General features: G+C 69.6%; 17 protein-coding genes. 10 read left to right on the top strand and 7 right to left on the bottom strand.

From position 1 onward, the window contains the following. Positions 1 to 148: 148 nt before the first annotated feature. From LR393_RS29760 to LR393_RS29770, 3 genes are all read left to right on the top strand, one after another. A complete protein-coding gene (locus LR393_RS29760; protein ID WP_231488364.1) occupies positions 149 to 919 on the top strand; it encodes a hypothetical protein in 771 nt (256 codons plus the stop codon). A 169-nt stretch (positions 920 to 1,088) separates the two neighbouring features. Further along, complete coding sequence (locus LR393_RS29765) at positions 1,089 to 1,559, top strand: RICIN domain-containing protein (protein WP_231488365.1); 471 nt, start codon at positions 1,089 to 1,091, stop codon at positions 1,557 to 1,559. Between the two features lie 153 nt (positions 1,560 to 1,712). Next, entirely contained in the window at positions 1,713 to 3,215 is a 1,503-nt protein-coding gene (locus LR393_RS29770; protein WP_231488366.1) for a sulfatase family protein, read from the top strand. Between the two features lie 92 nt (positions 3,216 to 3,307). Here LR393_RS29770 and LR393_RS29775 read toward each other — a convergent pair whose 3' ends face one another. Next, the gene (locus LR393_RS29775; protein ID WP_231488368.1) at positions 3,308 to 3,817 is read right to left on the bottom strand and encodes a MarR family winged helix-turn-helix transcriptional regulator; all 510 of its coding nucleotides are present in this window, start codon (positions 3,815 to 3,817) and stop codon (positions 3,308 to 3,310) included. 42 nt (positions 3,818 to 3,859) lie between these two features. Here LR393_RS29775 and LR393_RS29780 point away from each other — a divergent pair, with 42 nt between their 5' ends. The 3 genes from LR393_RS29780 (at position 3,860) to LR393_RS29790 (ending at position 7,311) form a co-directional block, all read left to right on the top strand. Beyond that, positions 3,860 to 4,792: a DMT family transporter gene (locus LR393_RS29780; protein WP_231488369.1), complete on the top strand. Its 933-nt coding sequence runs from the start codon at positions 3,860 to 3,862 to the stop codon at positions 4,790 to 4,792. A 16-nt stretch (positions 4,793 to 4,808) separates the two neighbouring features. Continuing rightward, the gene (locus LR393_RS29785) at positions 4,809 to 5,486 is read left to right on the top strand and encodes a neutral zinc metallopeptidase (RefSeq protein WP_231488370.1); all 678 of its coding nucleotides are present in this window, start codon (positions 4,809 to 4,811) and stop codon (positions 5,484 to 5,486) included. 196 nt (positions 5,487 to 5,682) lie between these two features. Then, a complete protein-coding gene (locus LR393_RS29790; protein ID WP_231488371.1) occupies positions 5,683 to 7,311 on the top strand; it encodes a discoidin domain-containing protein in 1,629 nt (542 codons plus the stop codon). Between the two features lie 55 nt (positions 7,312 to 7,366). Here the strand turns inward: LR393_RS29790 and LR393_RS29795 are convergent, their stop codons facing one another. The 4 genes from LR393_RS29795 to LR393_RS29810 all read right to left on the bottom strand — a co-directional run bounded on the left by LR393_RS29795 (position 7,367) and on the right by LR393_RS29810 (position 10,916). Next, positions 7,367 to 8,473 carry a 3-dehydroquinate synthase II family protein gene (locus LR393_RS29795; protein WP_269328099.1) on the bottom strand — a complete coding sequence of 369 codons (1,107 nt, stop codon included), beginning with the start codon at positions 8,471 to 8,473 and terminating at the stop codon, positions 7,367 to 7,369. Between the two features lie 45 nt (positions 8,474 to 8,518). Next, complete coding sequence (locus LR393_RS29800) at positions 8,519 to 9,343, bottom strand: 2-amino-3,7-dideoxy-D-threo-hept-6-ulosonate synthase (protein WP_231488372.1); 825 nt, start codon at positions 9,341 to 9,343, stop codon at positions 8,519 to 8,521. Positions 9,344 to 10,233: 890 nt separating this feature from the next. Continuing rightward, positions 10,234 to 10,371 carry a hypothetical protein gene (locus LR393_RS29805; protein WP_231488373.1) on the bottom strand — a complete coding sequence of 46 codons (138 nt, stop codon included), beginning with the start codon at positions 10,369 to 10,371 and terminating at the stop codon, positions 10,234 to 10,236. Beyond that, the gene (locus tag LR393_RS29810; protein WP_231488375.1) at positions 10,368 to 10,916 is read right to left on the bottom strand and encodes a hypothetical protein; all 549 of its coding nucleotides are present in this window, start codon (positions 10,914 to 10,916) and stop codon (positions 10,368 to 10,370) included. The genes LR393_RS29805 and LR393_RS29810 overlap by 4 nt, the downstream gene beginning before the upstream one ends. Before the next feature lie 738 nt (positions 10,917 to 11,654). On the opposite strand from LR393_RS29810, the gene LR393_RS29815 reads away from it, so the two are divergent. Genes LR393_RS29815 through LR393_RS29825 form a run of 3 tightly spaced genes read left to right on the top strand, consistent with a single transcriptional unit; the run spans position 11,655 to position 16,278 of the window. Beyond that, the gene (locus LR393_RS29815) at positions 11,655 to 12,668 is read left to right on the top strand and encodes a 3-oxoacyl-ACP synthase III family protein (RefSeq protein ID WP_231488376.1); all 1,014 of its coding nucleotides are present in this window, start codon (positions 11,655 to 11,657) and stop codon (positions 12,666 to 12,668) included. A gap of 8 nt (positions 12,669 to 12,676) precedes the next feature. After that, the gene (locus LR393_RS29820) at positions 12,677 to 15,301 is read left to right on the top strand and encodes an alpha/beta fold hydrolase (protein WP_231488378.1); all 2,625 of its coding nucleotides are present in this window, start codon (positions 12,677 to 12,679) and stop codon (positions 15,299 to 15,301) included. Continuing rightward, a complete protein-coding gene (locus tag LR393_RS29825; protein WP_231488380.1) occupies positions 15,298 to 16,278 on the top strand; it encodes an NAD-dependent epimerase/dehydratase family protein in 981 nt (326 codons plus the stop codon). Before LR393_RS29820 ends, LR393_RS29825 begins: the two co-directional genes overlap by 4 nt. A 1-nt stretch (position 16,279) precedes the next feature. On the opposite strand, the gene LR393_RS29830 is transcribed toward LR393_RS29825, so the two are convergent. Then, positions 16,280 to 16,921: a hypothetical protein gene (locus LR393_RS29830; protein WP_231488381.1), complete on the bottom strand. Its 642-nt coding sequence runs from the start codon at positions 16,919 to 16,921 to the stop codon at positions 16,280 to 16,282. 211 nt (positions 16,922 to 17,132) lie between these two features. Here LR393_RS29830 and LR393_RS29835 point away from each other — a divergent pair, with 211 nt between their 5' ends. Next, positions 17,133 to 18,095, top strand: a complete 963-nt coding sequence (locus LR393_RS29835; protein WP_231488383.1) for a helix-turn-helix transcriptional regulator — start codon at positions 17,133 to 17,135, stop codon at positions 18,093 to 18,095. Between the two features lie 198 nt (positions 18,096 to 18,293). Here the strand turns inward: LR393_RS29835 and LR393_RS29840 are convergent, their stop codons facing one another. Further along, positions 18,294 to 19,109, bottom strand: a complete 816-nt coding sequence (locus LR393_RS29840; RefSeq protein ID WP_231488385.1) for an aminoglycoside phosphotransferase/kinase family protein — start codon at positions 19,107 to 19,109, stop codon at positions 18,294 to 18,296. Positions 19,110 to 19,112: the final 3 nt, after the last annotated feature.

Consider the following 19,112-nt stretch of genomic DNA (forward strand, 5'->3'; position numbering starts at 1 on the left):
ACTGCCCACCCAGACCCGGCCGGGGCCGGACCAGCTCTCCCCGTCGCGATCCGGCCCCGGCCGGCTTCTCGCTACGCGACAGGCCCAGGTGGGTGAACGAGTATCTCTTTGCTTGCGCTCGTCACGGATTGTCACTCAATCTGAACGGATGGCGAGTACCACCCACCTCATCGAACGCAAGGAGCAGTGGGGCACCGTGCTATCCGGCTCCCCCCTGCAGGCCTCGGCCTGGCTGGCCGGAGCGCAGGGGCCGGGCCTGCCGGGCAACGAGAGCGCCGTGACGCACTCCCCCGCCACCACGTCGATGCCCGGCACCATCACCGGCTCGCGGGCACGGATCGGCCTGGACGTCGGCGGTTTCCTCATCGGTCGCACCCTGCTGCCGATGAGCCGGTCGGTCACCGACCTCCTGCCCTCGACGGTCGCCGGTGCGCCCGACGTCGAGGCGATCGGGTCCGCCTACGCCGACATCACGGCCGACGACCTGGAGATCGGCTGGCCCTACCTCCCCAACCATCACGGTGGGATTCAGCTTTCACCGATCGGCGTGCATCTGGAGGGCCTGGAGGTGATCGCGGTGGGGCGTCCGGGCCGGCCCGTCCGGTTCGGCCTGACGCTGACGCGGGGATTCGTGAGCATCGAGGGCGTACCGTTCGCCGAGTTGCCGCACGTCGTGCCCCCGAACTACGAGGTGCACGTGCCCATCGACCCGGCCCAGGGGCTCGCGGCCCTCATCGTGTTCAACGAGCAGGTCACCACCGATCACGAAGGACGCCCCACGCAGGTCCCCGAGTCGGGTCGCCCCTATGTTTTCGATCCCGACGCCGTCAGCGGATACGTCAACGCCGCGCACCTGATGCTGCCGGGATCCTCGCCGGTGGACATCACCGTCGGGCACGCGGCCGTGCTCCAGCCGTGATCGCCTGTTCGATGAAGGTTTTCATGGGTCACCTCATTCTTTCGGACGAGACTCGAGGGTAAGGATCAGCGCCTTCCCGGTAGCGCCTAGGTTTCCCCTGACTGAAGAACAGTCAACCCATAGGTAGCTCCCAGGGGGAACCATGAAAATCCGATCAACCCTTCTGTCAATGACTTTCGCATGGGCACTGGCCACCGGCGCCGTGCTCGGATCGACCCAGAGTGCCGTCGCCGCGGCCGCCGACGCGCCCAAGGAGCTCCAGGCCGTCCCGCTGACCACGGCCCGGGCCGCCAGCACCAGCTACTTCCTGATGAACCAGCAGACCGGGCGTTTCCTGGACAGCAACTTCCAGGGCAGCGTGTACACGCTTCCTTACAACGGCGGCAATTTCCAGAAGTGGAACTTCATCTCCTCGACGATCCGCGACCTGGCGACCAGCCGCTGCCTCGACAGCAACTACCAGGGCAGCACCTACACCCTGGGCTGCAACGGGGGGAACTACCAGAACTGGACCCGGTACAGCGACGGCACGATCCGCAACAATCAGACGGGCCGCTGCCTCGACAGCAACGCGGACGGGTCCGTGTACACACTCGGCTGCAACGGGGGCAATTACCAGAAGTGGACGCTCTACGTCTGACCGGACGGCGGGGCCGGTCTTCGTCGAGGGCCGGCCCTTCCACCCGAAGAGCGCAATGACGTTCGTCGTTTTGCGTTATCTCAGGGTGAATGCGTAGCGAAGATCGGCCGGAATCGGTCAAAAGTCAACCCGCACGCACCTTATGATCGCAGGATGCTGAAGACCCGCGCTGCCGCGCTGATCTTTGCCGTCCTGATGACGGCCGTGGTGGCGTGCAACGCGTCGGCCCCGGCATCACCGGTCGCGAGTTCCGCGCCCGCCTCGTCGGCTGCATCGGCGCAGGCCGGCAAGCCGAACATCGTCTTCGTGCTGACCGACGACCTCTCGATGAACCTGGTGCCGTACATGTCCGAGGTCGGGAAGATGCAGACCGAGGGCGTGACGTTCGACCAGTACATCGTGGCGAACTCGCTGTGCTGCCCCTCGCGCGCGAACATCTTCACCGGCCGCTACCCGCACAACACCGGCATCAAGACAAACACCGCGGATACGGGCGGTGGCTATCAGGTGTTCAAAAAGCTGGGCCTGGACCAGGACACGTTCGCGACCGACCTTCAGGACGCCGGATACCGCACGGCGATGATGGGCAAGTACATGAACGAGTACCAGCCCGGCAGCCCGAAGAAGCCGACGACGAACAACCCGGCCGGCTGGGACGAGTGGGCGCTCGCGGCGAGCGGTTACGCCGGGTTCAGCTACAACCTGAACATCAACGGCCAGGTCCGGCACTACGGCAGGAACGATGCGGACTACCTGACCGACGTGCTGTCGGGCCTCGGGCAGGACTTCATCGGGCGGTCGGCGGCCGAGGGCGAGCCGTTCATGCTGGAGCTCTCCACCTTCACGCCGCACAAGCCGTACATCCCCGCGCCGCGTCACGCCGATACCTACCCGGGGCTGAAGGCGCCGCGGACGGCGGGCTCCTACGACCGGAAGAACACGAACCCGCCGCGGTGGCTGGCCTCGCAGAAGCTGACGCCGTCACGGAAAGCGAAGATGGATCAGCAGTTCCGGCAGCGGGTGCAGGCGGTGCAGTCGATCAACGACATGATCCGCTCCGTGCGGGCCCAGCTCGAGAAGAGCGGCATCGCCGACAACACCTACATCGTGTTCAGCTCCGACAACGGCTATCACATGGGTGAGCACTCGCTGATCAGCGGCAAGATGACGGCCTTCGACACCGACGTGAACGTGCCGATGATCGTGGTCGGACCGGACGTGCCGGCCGGCAGCACCGTCAGCGCCCCGGCGTCCACCGTCGACCTGCGCTCGACGTTCGGCGAGATCGCGGGGGCGACGGTACCCACCACCGTCGACGGCCAGAGCCTGGTGCCGCTGTGGAAGGGCGGGGTCACCGACCGGCTCTACTCACTGATCGAGCACACCGGCATGGAGCTCGACCGGATGGACCCGGACAACGGCATCTTCCGCAGCCCCATCCCCCCGAACTACACGGCCCTGCGCAGCCGGAAGTGGCTCTACGTCGAGTACGACAACGGCGACCGCGAGTACTACGACCTGGCCACCGACCCACTCGAGATGCACAACGTCTACCGGGACGTGTCGAGGAGGAGCCGTGCGGAACTGCACCGCAGGGTCATCCGGGCGAAGAAGTGCAGCGGCCAGACCTCCTGCGCCACAGCCCTGACCCCCTAACCCCCTTTTTTCTTCGTGATCATGCAAAACCTCCCCGGACTTCTAGAACTCTCGCCGCGAGAGTTCTAGAACGCCGGGGAGGTTTTGCATGATCACGGAAGGGTTGGGGGGCCTTGGCTCTCGTAGCGTTCTAGCCAGGTGGTCAGCAGGGCTTCCAGGGTTTGGCGTTCCTCGGGGGTGAAGTGGGCCAGGAGTTCTTTCTCGTTGGCCATGTGGGCATCGAAGGCGCGGTCGATCACCTCGACGCCGTGAGGCGTCAGCGCGACCACGCGTCCTCGTCCATCAATTTCGCTGGCCCGACGGGTGACCAGACCGGCCCCGCACAGCCGGTCGAGGCGTTTGGTCATGGCGCCGGTAGTGACCATGGTGAAGTTCGCCAGCTCGCCCGGGGCCCGCTCGTAGGGTGCGCCGGCCCGCCTCAGCGCGGCCAGCACGTCGAACTCGCCCTCACTGAGCCCATGTTCGCGGTAGACGCGGGTCAGTTGCGGGGTGAGGGCGTTGGCCAGGCGGTGCAGCCGGCCGATCACGCGGATCGGGCCGACATCCAATTGTGGACGCTCGCGGGCCCACTCCTGTTCTACGCGGGCTACGTGATCGGTCATGGTGGTGAGTTTATAGCTTCCCGGGAAGCTATATTAGCTTCCATGGAAGCTAATATGCGGTGGGTGATGATCACGGCCGTCGCCCCGATCTCCTGGGGTGCGACGTACTTCGTCACGCGGCAGAGCCTGCCCGCCGACTACCCGTTCTACGGCGGGGCCCTGCGCGCCCTGCCGGCCGGGATCCTGCTGCTGCTCATCACCCGGGAGCTGCCGAAAGGCTCGTGGTGGTGGCGGTCGCTGCTGCTGGGGGCCGTGAACTTCGGGGCGTTCTTCACCCTGATCTACGCCACGGCCCAGCTGCTGCCGGCGAGCATCGCGTCGACCCTGATGGCCACCTCGTCGGTGATGCTCATGCTGCTGGCCTGGCCTCTTCTGGCCGAGCGGCCCCAGGTGCCCGCGGTGGCCGGGGCCGTGATCGGGATCGGCGGGGTGGCCCTGATGCTGCTGGGCGAACCGGGTTCGGTCGACTACCGCGGGGTGCTGACCTCGCTCGCCGCCATGACCCTGTCGTGCGTCGGGGCGATCCTGACCAAACGCTGGAGCCCGGACGTGAACCTCCTGGCCCTGACCTCGTGGCAGCTGATCGCGGGTGGACTGCTGATCCTGCCCGTGGCCGGGCTCATCGAGGGTGCTCCCCCGGCCCTGACTCCCGAGCGGGTGGTGGCCTACGGCTACGTGACGTTCGTGGCCACGGCGCTGGGGTTCACGGTCTGGTTCGAGGGCATGCGGCGTCTGAACGCCGCGACAGTGGGGCTGATCGGGCTGCTGAACCCGGTGGCGGGCGTGCTGCTCGGGGTGCTGGTCGGGTCGGAGGCGTTCGGGGTCAAGCAGCTGGCCGGGCTGCTGCTCGTGCTCGGCGGGATCCTGCTGGGCCAGCCCCTGGTCAGGCGGCGGATGGCTGCCGCTTCTCAGGTTTGGCCTTCATCGCCTGCACGTAGACGACCCGCTCCCGACGGGACGAGAGATCACCTCTGACCTATTATCGGGCGATATGAGGTTGCTGTGGATGCGGCTGGCCCCGGTCGTCGTCGTGCTCGCGCTGACCGGCTGTTCCGCGGGCGATCCGGGCTCCGGACCGGAGGAATCCCCGGCCACGAGTGAGCTGGAACAGGATCTGAACGGCGCGGTGGGCTCGATCGAGAACTACTGGGCGACGTTCTTCGCCTCGCAAGGTGGGCAGTTCCAGCCGGTCGAGGCGGTCATCCCCTACGCCGGGCCGGACGACGGCACCTGCGGCGGTGAGCCCTTCGCGCAGAACAATGCCTTCTTCTGCCCGAGCGAGAACTTCATCGCCTACGACGCGAACTTCATCAAGGAGCAGTACGAGTCGATCGGCGACGCGTTCGTCTTCTACGTGATCGGCCACGAGTACGCCCACGCCGTGCAGGATTCGCTGGGCATCTCGCATCGTCTGACCATCGAGCACGAGCTCCAGGCCGACTGCCTGGCCGGGGCCTATCTCGGCGACTCGGTGCGGGAGAACAAGCTCACGCTGGAAGACGGCGACCTGGACGAGCTGCTGAACTCCCTGGAGGCGGTCGGCGACCAGCCCGGCATCCCCTGGTTCGCCGAGGGCGCGCACGGCACGGGGCGTCAGCGCACCGAAGCGTTCACCACCGGCAGTGCCGGCACCGCCGACGGGTCGTCCTCGGTGGGCAACTGCCTCTGACGGCACACTCGCTGTCGTCCGAACCCGTACAGGGCGTTGACCATTCACTGAAAGGTGCACTCCCGCACGGGTGTTTCTTGGGAACGCCTTGATACTCCCCCGACATCCGGCTAGGCCGGATGACGATTGCGTGGCTGATCGTCATCCGCCGGCGGCCGGTCCGCCGGCGCCGAACCCTGAACTCGGAGGACGACGCATGGCACGACCCGTACGGGGTAACCGCAAGCGGTTGCTCTACTCCACCGGCACGGCGGCCGCGGTGCTCGGGGTCGGTGTGGCGCTGGTCGCGTCACCGGCTCTGGCCGTGCGGCCCTGGGCCGCCAAGACCACCGCCGCGAGCCCCCCGGCCGAGAAGGCGACCAACCTGGCCCTGAACAAGAAGGTCACCGGCTCGGCCGCCTGCACGACCAGCGAGACCCCGGCTCAGGCCGTGAACGGCACGGTGGACGGCGGGCGTTCGGACAAGTGGTGCTCCGGTGCGCGCACGCCCCGCCTGACGATCGACCTCGGTCGCTCGTACGACCTGACCTCGGTGACCGTCCAGCACGCGCAGGCCGGGGGTGAGGACGCGTCGCTCAACACGCGGGCCTTCACGGTGCGGGTGTCGGCGGACGGCAAGAAGTACACGACCGTGACGCGGGTGCGGAACAACCACGCGGCGCAGACCACCCGGACGGTCACGACCGCGGGCCGGTACGTGCAGCTCCTGGTGAGCACCCCCGAACAGAAGCGCCACCAGGGCGCCGCCGCACGGATCTACGAGGTCGCGGTGACCGGGGCCAACGGAACGACCACCCCGCCCACGGCCACCCCGCCCACGGCCACCACCGCTCCGCCGAAGCCGACCGCCGCGCCGACACCGACGTCCACAGTTACCCAGAAACCCACCACCACGACGACTTCGGACCCGAAGCCGACCACCGCCGATTGCCACACCGACGCCCCGGCGACCCTCACCGACTACGTGGCCGAGCACACCGACAAGCTCACGCGGGTCGGCTGCAACGGCGACGTGGCCGTGTACTACAACGACCAGCTCAAAGCCCTGCCCGCGGCGCAGACCGCCTGGGTGACACCGTTCGCGACGGACGTGTGGAAGTACCTGAAGAAGTCGTACGGCGCGTGCGACGCCCCGCGCACCCTGACGGCGAAGGTCGGCACGGCGTGCGAGCAATGGGGCGCGCCGAAACCCGCGCTGTTCTTCCTGCACAAGGACACGGTGAGCGGCGGCACGGTCTCTGGCCGGTTCGACGCCAAGTCCAGCTTCCGCACCACGAACGACATCGGCTACGGCAACTGGAAGGAGGACGACACCCAGCTACACGACATCATCGTGCACGAGGCCTGCCACCAGGTGGAGGGTGCGAGCCAGGGCACGCACGGCTCGCCGGCCTTCCCGATCTGGGGTGACTCGAAGTGGGCCGAGTTCTGCCTGTACGACTTCTACGCCAGCACCGGCCGTACCGCCGACGCCGAGCGGGTTCTCGCCAGTTTCTCGAAGGGCAGCGACAACCTGCCGGCCGGGGCGAGGAACGCCGCCTGGTTCAAGGGCTGGTTCCTGCCGCTGTGGCAGGAGGGCGGTAAGAGCCCCGAGGTGATGGAGAAGTTCTTCGGGCTCACGGCGCAGTACTTCCCGACGCGCATGGAGAACGACGGCGCCGACCCGGCGTACACCCGGTCGATGAATGTCGGCGAGTACGTGCTGTTCACCAGCGCGGCCGCCGGTAAGGACCTGAGCGGCCGGGCCGCGACGGTGTTCAACTCGGGCTGGAAGCAGGCTGAGTTCGATCAGGCGCGCAAGGATTTCCCCGCCCTGAAGTTCTGATTCGTTCGTGATCAGGCAAAGTGTCCCCGGGACACTTTGCCTGATCACGGGGACGTTATTGTTCCAGGCAGAACTCGTCGATCGGGTAGCCGACGTGCCGCGAGGCGGTGGGCAGGTAGCCCCAGACCCGGTCGCCCGGCGTCAGTTCGGTGCTGTTGAGCACTGCGTCACCCGGGCCGAGAACTCGCACGTGCCAGTCGTCTTGAAGGATCAGGTTGACCCGGGTGCCGTCGGGGGCCTCGGCCGTGACCGAGAGCAGGGGACGGGTCTCGATCTTCACCCGGCCGACCGTGACCGCACGGGTCTGGCCCCGCGCGTCGACGGCGAGAACCTGACTGCCCGAGCGCAGTTCGCTGAGGTAGTTGGTGCGCTCGTTGACCGACAGGGTGTACGAGTGGATCGCCCCGGCGTTGACCCGGAACGGGCGGGTCGGCATGTACGGCAGCGGGTGGGTCTCGCTGACGCAGAGAATCATGCCGGTGGAGTGCGACCCGACGAGAATGCCCTCGTCCTGCCGGAAGTACGTGCAGGTGTCCACGCAGGCGCGCTCGCCCATGCCGACGTGCGCCACCTCCTTGACCACCAGCTCCACCAGTTTCAGTTCGGGCGTGACCGTCTGCGCCGCCTCAGCCAGGCGCGCGGCGTCACCCACCACCTGCGGCGCGAGTAGTACCCCGTCGGAACCCCGCTCCAGCACGCCGAAGACGATGCCGGCCTCCTCCACGTCGGCGACCTCGGTGATGATGCTGCCCTGGGCCCGGTCGGCCGCGGCGAGCACGATCTCCAACGGGATCTTGGTGGGGTCGCGGAACCTCAGCAGGCTCCACTTCTGCGTGGCGGCGGCGCGGCAGGCGTTCTCCAGCGAGGGCGCGTCGACGATCTCGACGAACGGCCCCACCTCCACGTCGGGGTATTTCAGGGCCAGGACCGCCGGGTCCCCGTGGCGGGCCGGATCGGCGATCACCACGTCGACACCGGGCAGTTCGTCGGGCAAGTCGTTGCTCTCCCGCAGGAACAGCACCCGGGTGACGCTCGGCGGAACACTCCCCAGCGTGCCCAGATCATCGGTCAGAATGCCGTCGATACCGTGGTGCAGGGCCTCTTCGATGATCGCTTCCCGCGACCCGTTGCTTGTGGTGACGTCCAGCCAGCAGAGCTTCATCTACGTTCTCCTTGGGTTGGGAGGCGCTACGGGTTCAGCTGCGGGTCAGCGGGCGAGGATCTCGACCGGGCGCACGGGCGCGCGCGTACCCGAGACCTCTGGCGCCCGGCGCACGGCCCGGACCACCGAGCGGGTGACCGTGGCCGGGTCACCGGACTGAAAGATGCTGCGGCCCATGGCAACGCCGGCCGCCCCGGTGCTCATCACGGCATCCACGTGCTCGATCAGCTCGGAGGTGTCGGCGATGCGCACACCACCGGCTGTGAGCAGGGGGATCGGGCAGGTCCGCACCACGTCGCGCATGGCGGCCACGTCACCGCAGTACGGCGTCTTCACCAGATCGGCCCCGAGCTCGGCGGCGAGCAGGGCGGCGTGGGCGATCAGCTCGGGCGACCGCGGATCGCTGACGCGGGGGCCACGCGGGTACACCATGGCCAGCAACGGAAGGTTCCAGCGGTCGCAGGCCTCGGCCACCGCGGCCAGGTCGGCCACCTGCCGGCGCTCGTCGAGCGAGCCGAGATTCACGTGCACGCTCACCGCGTCGGCCCCGGCCCGCAGCGCCTCCTCCACGGTCGCGACCAGGTATTTGGCATCCGGGTCGGGGGCCTGGGCGGTGCTCGCGCTGAGGTGCACGATGAGGCTGAGGTCGGCGAACCGGTACGGCTCGACGCGGCGCAGCGCTCCTTTGTGCAGGACGACAGCATCGGCTCCGCCCTCGGCCACCGCGGCGACCAGGTCGTCGAGGGCGGTGCCGGGCATGATCGGGCCGTCGCTGATCGGATGGTCGAGCGGCACGACGACGAATCTGTCGTCGCCGGAACGGGAGAGCCGGCGTAACCGCAGCCCTCTCGCGAACGCGGTGGTGGACATGGTCGATCCCCTCAGTCGGAAGGAGCTCTCGCGGAGATCGGCACGATCAGGGCGCGGGCCGGGCCCAGGGCCTCGGCTCGTGTCGGTCCCCCGCCACGCGGTGCGCTGAACCGCAGCGGCTCGGCCACCATAAACCGCCTGAACCACGCCCGTAGGGCGTATCGGCGGATTTCGCCGACTTCGCGGTGGACCACTGCGACAATGGTTTTCACTCGGAACCGGACTGCACCAGGCGCACCGGCGCCAGCCATCGTTGTCGGCACTGCCCCCGGGCTGAACCCGCGATCCAGCGGGGGTTGACGCGACCCCCAACTCCTCCGTGATCATGCAAAACCTCCCCGGAGTTCTAGAACTTTCAGCGCAAGAGTTCTAGAACTCTGGGGAGGTTTTGCATGATCGCGGAAGGTTTGAGGGGGCCTCGGCGGCGGGCGGCCGGGCTCCAGGAGGGTGGCTCCTATCGGGGATTGCGGCGCCTGCACGACCTGTTCGAGGGCGGCAGCGTTTCACGACCAGCGCCCCGGCCCACGTCGTCTCGGCGATCATCGACAGCGTCGACGTCACACCCACACCCCGGCGCCTGCCCCTCGACAGTGACTCCGGGACCGCGATGACGATCTCGCTCCAGGCCCCCGGCCGGATGACCTGCTCACGCGGAAGGATCTCGCGGGATCCACCGACATCTGATGCGGTGGGCGCCTTCTCGGTCCGGGTAGGAGAAATGATTGAGGACGAGGTCGAGCCCCGGCGCGCAGAGGTCACCTTCCCGGTGACCGGCGAGACACCGGCCGAGAGCAGGGTCTACACCTGCGCCCGGTCGTAGAGGAGTTCTCGCACAGCGATTTCCGGGGCGGAGCCGCCGATCGGCCGGCGCATCCGGGGAGCCTGCCGGGTCAGCAGGCGCATCGGTCGGGGGCGAACATCCGCGGCGTTGCGGTCGCGACCCGGACCGGCCATCGCCTCAGCTCGCGCTCACTCAGGTCGGCCCCCGCGGTGCCGGCGTAGACCAGCGAGTACGGCCTGTCGATCACGCCGCGTCGATGTCTTCGACACCGTTGCGGCGACGGCCGGTGACCTTCGCATACTCGGCCGGGACGTCCCAGCTGCTGCCGTCGCGCGGGCGGTGGAAACGGACGGTGAGGCCGATGGGACCCACCGTAATGACCTCGTACCAGACCGAGAGATAGCGCACACGGTCGCCGGGCTCGAAGTCGTTCGGGCCCCAGCGGCGGGTGCGGCCCTGCTCGATCATCTGGTCCAGAGCGTCGTTCTCCGCAGCGATGTGCTCGCTGAGTGTGCGCACGGCCGCCTGGGTTTCGGCGCGGCGCACGGGGTCGCTGACATCGGTCAGCACGCGGCGCAGGCGGCGGAGGTTGCCGGCGTCGCGGGCGATGCGCTGCTTCACGACCATCGGGCGGTCGAGGGCGCCGGGCTGGTCGAAGGCCTGCGACATGAGCATCGCCAGGGCCATCTCCGAGCCCGGTTCGATCTCCGGCTCCGGAGCGGCCGCGTGGCGACCCTGGCGCACCAGGCGCAGCGTGGTGGTGGGGGCCGTCGAAGGTGATCTGCTCGTCATCTGGATCTGCCTTACGGGAAAGCGGCTGGGGAAGACCCGGGCCCGTGCTCGTAGGAGACGGCACCGGATCGGTGCGGGCCCCACGCTCTGCTCGAGGGCCGGCGACCGGGTTGCCGGAAACGTTGGGGACATCCGGCTGGGTCCGGGCAGAGTGAGCCTGATCCACTCGCCCACGGAAGCCGATGTATTGATCATATTCACAGCTCAGACCCCGGAACGCAACCTGCCCTTTCCGTACATGGACCAACACTCATCCAAATACCGCTCCGAAACGGGCAATTCCGCCGGGCACACAGCGTCAGCGACCCACACACGTCCGTAAATCCGCGACTGGCAACCCACTTCGGCCGCACCCGACCAGAATCGCCAGTTTCCTCGTCCCTCATTGGATTTCGGCCACCGACCACCGACCGGGGCACCTTTTCGCGGGCCGACCGCACCGCGGCGCCATCGGGCGGCCCGGGGAACCAGCCACGGGCGACCAGGTCCCGGAAGACCCGGCGAACCCGTTCCGATGAACAGTGACGCTGTGTATTCCCGGGCCGGGCCCGAAGGGGCGACGGAACGCCCACCCCGGGCCGCTCGTCGTCATGACATGTCAGTAACCGACACGAGCAGGGGTGGCCCCGCAGGAAGCGGATGTGAAATTCCGTGTCAGGATGGCAGACGGCCTCGGCCCGGAGACAGAGACGTCAGGTCCGGACCTTCACTACCCACAGTCGCCAAGGTGAGAGAGTCTTGATCAATTCTGCGGTGGTCAGTACCGGACATGCGATTCCGGACGGCGTGGTCACGTCCGCCGAGATCGAAGACGCCGTTACTGCCCGCAGTCGGGGCTTCACCATGCCCGGCGGACTGGTCCAGCGTCTGACCGGTGTGGGCGAGCGGCGTCACGCGGTGCCGGGCACGACCTCCTCCGACCTGGCCTCCCAGGCCGGGCTGGCGGCCCTGCGCAACGCCGACGTCGACCCGCTGTCGGTCGACCTGCTGATCTACTCCTCGGCGTCCCACGACGTCTCCGAGCCGGCCACCTCGGCCATCGTGCAGCACAAGATGGGCGCTCGGAACGCCACGTTCGCCGACATCAAGAACGCCTGCAACAGCTTCCTGAACGGCCTGGACTTCGCCGCCGCGTCGATCGCGACCGGCCGGGCCCGCCGGGTGCTGGTGGTGGCCGGTGAGGTGCTCTCCCCCACGATCAACTGGGAGATCCTGAGCTCCATCGAGCTGCGCACCAAGCTCGCGGCGCTGACCCTGGGCGACGCCGGGGCCGCGGTGCTGCTGGAGGCCACCGAGGAGGAGAACACCGGTCTGCTGCCCGGGCGGTTCGTCTCCGACGGCTCGCAGTGGGAGCTCTCCACGGTGCTCTACGGCGGCAACCTGATGGTGCGCGACAACTCCCGCTCGTACTTCGAGTGCGACAGCTCGACGCTGCAGAAGCTGGCCATCGAGCACATCCCGCCGCTGATCGAGAAGACGATCGCCGAGGTGGGCTGGCAGACCGACGAGATCCGCATGATCGTTCCGCACCAGGTCTCCAAGAGCGTCACCGAGGCCCTCTGCGCGGCGATCGACTACCCGCGCGACCGGGTCGCGGTCACCCTCGACCGGTTCGGCAACAACGCCGCGGCCAGCATCCCGCTCGCGCTGAGCCTGGCCTCCGAGCAGGGGCAGCTGGCCAAGGGCGACAAGGTCCTGCTGGTCTGCGGCGCGGCGGGCTTCACGGCGGGCGTCCTGCCCGTGATCTGGTGACCCAGCCGATGACACTGAAGATCGCGGAGGGCGTGGACCCCCGGTGGGTGCGCTCGGTGGCTACGGCCGAGGGCACCTGGCACGTGCTGGACAACCAGGCCGTGCTCGACCGCGAACCCGTCGGCACGCTGCTGTGCGTGCACGGCAACCCCACCTCGTCGTACCTGTGGCGGCACGTCATCGCCGAGCTGTCGACCGGCGACCGCCCGTGGCGCGTGATCGCGATGGACCAGCTGAACATGGGCTGGTCGTCGCGCACGGGCCGGCGGCGCCTGGGTCAGCGGCTCGACGACCTGGGGGCCCTGACCGACGAGCTCGGTATCCAGGGCCCCGTCGTCACCCTGGGGCACGACTGGGGTGGCTGCATCTCCCTGGGCTGGGCCGTGAACCACCGCGCCGGCCTGGCCGGCGTGGCCTTGCTCAACACGGCCGTGCACCAGCCCCCCGGCTCGGCGCTGCCGTTCCTGATCGCCGCGGCCCGGCTGCCCGGCCTGCGGCGCCTGGTCACCGCGACCACCCCGATCTTCCTGCAGGGCACGCTGGCGATCGCCCACCCGCGGCTGACCCCGCAGGTGCGCGCCGGCTATCTCGACCCCTACCGCGGCGCCTCGCGGCGTGGCGGGATCGACGAGTTCGTCGAGGACATCCCGGTGAACGCCGAGCACCCGAGCTGGCCCGCGCTGCAGGGCATCGTCGACGGGCTGCCGGGCCTTTCCGACCGGCCCGCCCTGATGCTCTGGGGCCCCCGCGACCCGGTGTTCACCGATCTCTACCTGCGTGACCTGCGCTCGCGCCTGCCGCACGCGAAGGTGCACCGGTTCGAGAAGGCCGGCCACCTGGTGGCCGAAGACGCCGAGGTGGCCCGCGCGGTACGACAGTGGCTTGAGGACGACGTGGAGCCCCGGCTGCCCGGGTCACCGGCGGTGCCGTCCCACCGCACCACCGATGGCCTCCCCGAGGTGATCCAGCGGTTCCTCCCCGATGAGGCCCGCCGGTCACTGTGGGCTCCGCTCGAGACCCGCGCGCAAGACCTCTCACCCGCCCTGGTCGAGCCGACCGGGCACGGGAGTGGGCAGATCGGCAGCTGGCGCACGACCACCTGGATGCAGCTCTCGGGTGATGTTCATCGCGTCGCCGCCGGGCTGACCGCCAGTGGGGTGAAGCCCGGCGACCGGGTCGCGCTGCTCGTCCCGCCCGGCGCCGACCTCACCGTCGCGCTCTACGCCTGCCTGCGCATCGGTGCCGTCGCGGTGATCGCCGACGCCGGTCTGGGCCTGCCCGGCCTGCACCGGGCCATCCGGGGCTCGGCGGTGAAGCACGTCATCGGGATCGACCGGGGGCTGCTGGCCGCCCGGGCGCTGCGCTGGCCGGGGCAGAAGATCTCGGTCGGCATCGCCGCCGGCTCGGCCCGGGCGAAGGCCCTGGGCGCCGGCCTGGCGCTGGAAGACCTGAAGAAGGTCACGCTGATCGACCTTCCGCCCGCCCCGGCCGAAAATGCCGAGGCGATGGTCATCTTCACCTCGGGTTCGACCGGACCGGCCAAGGGCGTGGTCTACACCCACCGTCAGCTCGAGGGCGTGCGCGATGCCCTCCGGTCGGCCTACAAGCTCCGCACAGGCAGCGAGAACCCTTACGACGACGACCGTTTCGTCGCCGCGTTCGCCCCGTTCGCCCTCTTCGGCCCGGGGCTGGGCGTGCCCTCGGTGGTGCCGGCGATGGATGTCACCGCGCCGCGCACCCTGACCGCGAGTGCCCTGGCCCAGGCCGCGCGGGCGCTCGACGCCACGGTGGTGTTCGCCTCCCCCGCCGCGCTGGCCAACGTGCTCGCGACCTCGTCCGCACTGACTGCTGACGACCGCTCGGCGCTGACCGGGGTGCGGCTGCTGCTGTCGGCCGGGGCCCCGGTGCCGGCCGAGCTGCTCACCACGTTGCAGGGTCTGCTGCCGCAGGCGGAGCTGCACACGCCGTACGGCATGACCGAGGCCCTGCTGCTGACCGACGTCGACCTGCCCGAGCTGGTGGCGGCCGGTCCGGGCAACGGTGTGCTGGTCGGCCGGCCGATGCCGGGGGTGGAGATCCGGATCAGCCCGCTGGACGCGGACGGCCGGGCGAGCCGGACGGAGACGACCGCCAAGACCGCCGTCACCGGCGAGATCCTGGTGCGGGCGCCGCATCTCAAGGAGCGCTACGACCAGCTGTGGCTGACCCAGCGGGAGACGTCGACGACCGACGGCTGGCACCGCACGGGTGACGTCGGGCATTTCGACGCCGACGGCCGGCTCTGGGTCGAGGGGCGACTGATCCACGTGATCCGTCCCGCGGGTGGTTTCGTCACGCCGTACGGCGTGGAGCAGCGGATCCAGACCGTGCCCGGGGTGCGGCGCGCGGCGCTGGTCGGGATCGGCCGGGCCGGGGCGCACCAGCTGGTGGCCGTGGTCGAGGCTCCCGACGCCGAACTCGGGGTCGCGCCGCTGGAACTGGCCGCCGCCGTGCGGGCCGCGGCCGGGCTGGAACTGGTCGCGGTGCTCGTCACCGATGCCCTGAAGACCGACATCCGCCACAACTCCAAGATCGACCGGGACGAGGTGGGCCGCCGGGCAGCGGCTCTGCTCGCCGGCTCGCGCTCTTCGTGAAGATCCTCGTCACCGGCGCCGGCGGGATGCTCGGCGGCGGGGTGGCCCGGAAACTGGCCGAACGGGGCGACGACGTGACGGTGCTCCAGCGCCGTCCGTCGTCGCTGGCCGGTGTCGCCGGTATTCAGGAGATCAACGGCGACATCACCGACTCGTCCACTCTTCTGCGGGCCGTCGAGGGTATGGACGCGGTGGTGCACCTGGCCGCGAAGGTGAACGTGATCGGTCCGTGGGCCGAGTACGAGGCCGTGAATGTCGACGGGGTGCGCCATCTCGTCGCCGCGATGCAGCGGGCGGGCGCGTCCCGCCTGGTGCACGTGTCGTCGCCGTCGGTCGCCCACGGCGGTGTGGCGCTGATCGGTGACGGTGCGGGGCCCGCCGATCCGGAGCACGCGCGGGGCAACTACGCGCGCAGCAAGGCCGCGGGCGAGCTGATCGCCCTGGCGGCCGACTCGTCCGCACTGGCCGTCGTCGCCGTGCGCCCCCACCTGGTCTGGGGTCCGGGCGACACCCAGCTGGTCGGCCGGATCGTGCAGCGGGCCCGCGAGGGTCGTCTGCCGCTCATCGGTTCCGGGGCGGCGCTCATCGACACGACCTATGTGGACAACGCCGTCGACGCCACCGTCGCGGCCCTCGACCGGATCGACGTGGCCCACGGCCGCGCCCTGGTCGTCACGAACGGCGAGCCCCGGCCGGTGGCCGATCTTTTCGCCCGGCTCTGCGATGCCGCCGGGGTGCCGGCCCCGACCCGGCGCATTCCCTTCCCCGTGGCCTGGGCCGCGGGGGCCGCGGTCGAGGGGGTCTGGGCCCTGGGCCGGCGTCGCGACGACCCGCCCCTGACCCGTTTCCTGGCCGAACAGCTCGCCACCGCGCACTGGTTCGACCAGAGCACCACCCGGGCCACGCTCGGCTGGACCCCGGCGGTGAGCCTGGAAGAGGGTTTCGGGCGTCTGGCGCAGTGGTACGCGCGTCCGTAGTTCAGAACGACAGGGCGGTGCCTCCGAGCACGGCCGAGACGAAGGCCACCAGCAGAAGGGCCCAGCCCCCGGTCAGCCGGCGGTTGAGATTCTTCGGGGCGGGGACGAGCGGGGTGGGCCCGGCGAGGGTCAGGAACAGCGGCGGGGCGACCGGCGCCAGGAAGCACCACACCCAGAACCATGCCCAGCGGGTGGCCCGCCAGGGCTGCGGTCCCGCGATGATCCGCAGCAGGGTGCCGAAGTACACCACCGCGTAGAGGATCCCGAGCGCCGGACTCATATTGCCGAAGCCGTAGAAGTCGCTGGTGGCCTGTCGCTCGCCGACCGACCTCACGGTGACGCCGGGGTACTGCTGCTGCAGATAGGTGACGGCGTTCGGGGCCTGGACGATCGTGCCGTGGAACCCCGGCCTCTCCCCGCCGGAGTAGGTCATGATCACGTCGGTACGGCGGAACAGGCCGTCCCGCCAGTGGACCGTCTGCTCGGACTGCTGTTCGCCAGGCATCTCCCCGCTGACCGACACCTCGGTCACCTTGCCGGCAGCGAGATCTTTTTCGAGGTCGCCGAAACGCCCCTCCCGCTCACCGAGCAGAACGGTGAACACTACGAGGACGATCCAGGCGGCGAGCAGAACCCATCGCACCCAGTTACCGTCTCTGCGCAGAGCGCGCGGAGATTCAACGATTGTCACCGCTGAAACATACGCGACGCTCCACCCCTCCGTGATCATGCAAAACCTCCCCGGCGTTCTAGAACTCTCCGGCCGACAGTTCTAGAACTCTGGGGAGGTTTTGCATGATCACGGAAGGTTTTAGCGGTCAGGGTCTGGCCTCTTCTCGGGGCATCATGCAGGGATGAGCGGAACCTCGGAGCGGCTGCTGTCCTTGCTCTCGCTGTTGCAGGCGCGGCGGGACTGGCCGGGGCAGGTGCTGGCGGAGCGTCTGGACGTCAGCCCCCGCACCGTGCGGCGCGACGTGGACCGGCTGCGGGAGCTGGGGTATCCGATCGCCGCGTTCAAGGGGCCCGACGGGGGGTACCGGCTCGAGGCCGGGGCGGATCTGCCGCCGCTGCTGTTCGACGACGAGCAGGCCGTGGCCCTCGCCGTGGCCTTGAGACTGGCCACGGTCAGCGGGGCCGGGGTGTCCGAGGCGGCGAACCGGGCCCTGGCAACCGTGCGGCAGGTCATGCCGTCGCGGCTGCGGCACCGCATCGACGCGCTGGAGGTGACGGCCGTCGGCAGCCCCGTCGACGCCGACCCCCAGGTGCTGATGGCCCTGGCCGATGCGGTGCGGGGCCAGGAGACCGTGCGTTTCGACTACGGCACCGATCCCGACCGGCCGCCCCGCCGGGCGCAGCCGCATCACCTCGTCAGCCGTCACGGCCGCTGGTACCTGCTGGCCTGGGACACCGACAAGGACGACTGGCGCACCTTCCGCGCCGACCGGATGTCACTGCGCACGCCCAACGGTCCCCGATTCACCCGCCGGGAGATCCCGGGCGGCGATCCCGCCACGTTCGTCACCGGGCTGTTCCGCGGGTCCCGCGAAGGCGACCCACAATGGCCCTGTCAGGGAACCGTCGTCCTGAACACCGACGCGTCCACCGTCGCGCCCCACATCGGCGACGGAACGCTTGAGCCGCTGAGCCCCGGAACCTGCCGGCTGACGCTGGGTTCCTGGTCGTGGGCCGGGCTGGCTGCCTCGATCGCCCGGTTCGACGCCGATTTCACGGTCGAGGGACCACCCGAACTACTGGCAGCAGTGGACGAGCTGGGTCGCCGGTTCGGGGCGGCCGCCGCGGGCGTCCGGGAATCCTGACGACCGGAACGGGTGATCGCCGTCAGGTCGGGCGGTGCCACGGCCTGGGCCACGCCCGCGCCCAGGAGCAGCACCGTGACCAGGCACCAGCCCACGACCGTCGAGACCGACCATTCCTCCCCGGGCATCCCGGCACTCCCTCTCATCCAGTTGCTGCTCCGGACAAGTGAGATGCGCGGGCCGGCCGAAAAGTTCGGATCAGGCCGGCACCATGACCGGGCCGACCGCGTCGAGGTACGCGTCCAGGCCCTGCGGCTCACCGGGATTGTCCGCGACCAGCCGGAAAACCGCCGCCCGCAGCATCGCCGAGCGGGCCGGGCCCGACGTCCACTCACGCAGCACCTCGACCGGCGCGCCCTGCCACATCACGCTGTCGAGCACGCACACCGCGTCGGCCCACAGCACCGGCCGCCACGCCGGGGACACGTCGATCACGACCGGGGCGCCCCCGGCGTCGAGCAGGACGTTCCCGGCCAGGTCACGGTGCACCAGCTGATCGGGCCCCAGAGGTGACCCGTCGATCGACGCCCGGATGCGCGTCACCCAGTGCGCGACCGCCGGCCGCAACGGCGGCACCGGAGCTTCCCAGAACGCCACCCGCTCGGCCACCGACCAGCGATCGGTACGGCCCTCCAGGCCGGCCGGCTGCTCGCGCACCAGCGACGCGAACCGGGCGTGCAGCACGTGCCCGGCGGCAATCGTCACGTCGAGGTTCCGGCAGGTGACGGTGCCGGGTTCGTAACGGCTGGCACCCCACCCGTCCACCACCCACGACCCGTCGCGCGCGGGCACCGGCATCGCGACGCGCAGATCCTGCGGATGCCGGGCCGGGTCCACGTCGAGGCGGACGGCGAACCGCGCCAGCAGCGGGCTCAGCCAGTCCTGGGTGACGGGGTCGCGATCGGGACTGAGCACCAGGTCACCGGCCCGCACGGTGAACCCCTGGCCACCCGGCAGGGGCTGCGGGTCTTCCGGCACCGCGAACAGGTCGAGCACGTGGGGGGAAGGACGCACCCG

Origin of the sequence: Kineosporia mesophila (genome assembly GCF_021129235.1) — a bacterium.
In the GTDB taxonomy this organism is placed as follows: Bacteria; Actinomycetota; Actinomycetes; order Actinomycetales; family Kineosporiaceae; genus Kineosporia; species Kineosporia mesophila.